This window comes from Pseudomonas sp. K8, from assembly GCF_014889455.1.
GTDB lineage: Bacteria > Pseudomonadota > Gammaproteobacteria > Pseudomonadales > Pseudomonadaceae > Aquipseudomonas > Aquipseudomonas veronii.
The window spans coordinates 1-1,359 of record NZ_VJWO01000113.1 but is presented as its reverse complement, the minus strand read 5'-3'; the positions used below and the strand labels follow the sequence as shown (position 1 = coordinate 1,359).

Below are 1,359 nucleotides of genomic sequence, written 5' to 3'. Positions count from 1 at the left end.
GGCCTGGGAAGGCTCGGTGCGCCACGCCATCGATGCGATCGCCGAGGCGCGCCGCGAGGAAATCGATTGGGTGCTCAGCGACCAACCCGCCGATGTCCACACCCGCCTGAGCCCTGACCAACTGCGCGCCCGCCTCACCGAACGCTACTTCCAGGACTACGCCAGCGCCTGGCAGGATCTGCTCAACAGCCTGCGCTGGCAGCAGGCCGCGAGTCTCGATGAGTCAATCGACCAATTGACGCTGATGAGCGACGTGCGCCAATCGCCCTTGATCGCGCTGCTGAACAGCGTGGCCTACCAGGCGCAGGCGGGCAGCCGACCCCAGGCCCTGGCCGACTCGCTGGTGCAGTCCGCGCAAAAGCTGATCGGGCCGGACAAGGCTCCAGCGATCGAACCGTTGGCCCAGGCCGCCACGGGGCCGCTGGCGGCGACCTTCGGCCCGTTATTGGCGCTGCTGGACAAGTCCAACACGGACGGCCTCAGTCTCCCGGCCTTCCTCACCCGCGTGACACGGGTGCGTTTGAAACTGCAGCAGATCAGCACCGCGCCCGACCCGCTGGAAATGACCCAGGCCCTGGCACAAAGCGTGTTTCAAGGCCGCAGCATCGACCTCACCGACACCCAATCCTACGGTGCCCTGCTGGCCGCCAGCCTGGGCGCGGAGTGGGGTGGGGCGGCGCAGACGCTGTTCGTGCAGCCGCTGGAACAGGCCTGGCAACGCGTGTTGCAACCGTCCGCCGCGGGCCTCAACAGCCACTGGCAGCGCTCGATCGTCAGCCATTGGAACGCCGCCTTCGCCAGCCGTTACCCGTTTGCCGCCACCACCAGCGATGCGTCGTTGCCGATGTTGGGGCAGATGATCCGCGCGGACTCCGGGCGCATCGCACAGTTTTTACAGCAGCAATTGAGCGGCGTGCTGCGCAAGGAAGGTAGCCGTTGGGTAGCCGATCCGCGCCACAGCCAGGGCCTGCGTTTCAACCCACGGTTTCTGAGCGCGATCAATCAACTGAGCGAACTGGCCGATGTGCTCTACACCGACGGCGGCATGGGGCTGAGCTTTGAACTGCAAGGCAAACCCGTGCGCGACGTGGTGCAAACCACCTTCATCCTCAACGGCGACCGGCACCAGTACTTCAACCAGAAAGAAAGCTGGCAGCGTTTCAACTGGCCGGGGCGCAGCGACTATCCCGGCGTGAGCCTCAGCTGGACCAGCGTGCATGCCGGCGAGCGGCTGTTTGGCGACTACCCCGGCACCTGGGGCCTGATCCGCCTGCTGGAAAACGCCCAGGTCACGCCACTGGACGACGGCAACAGCCGCTACCGCCTGGCCCTCAAGGCGCCCGACGGCCTGAGCCTGAC

1 protein-coding gene is annotated in these 1,359 nt (G+C 66.3%); it reads left to right on the top strand.

What is annotated here, in order from left to right:
- Positions 1-1,359, top strand: a 1,359-nt coding sequence (locus INT12_RS30415; RefSeq protein ID WP_319018072.1) for an ImcF-related family protein, incomplete at both ends; no start/stop codon positions are given.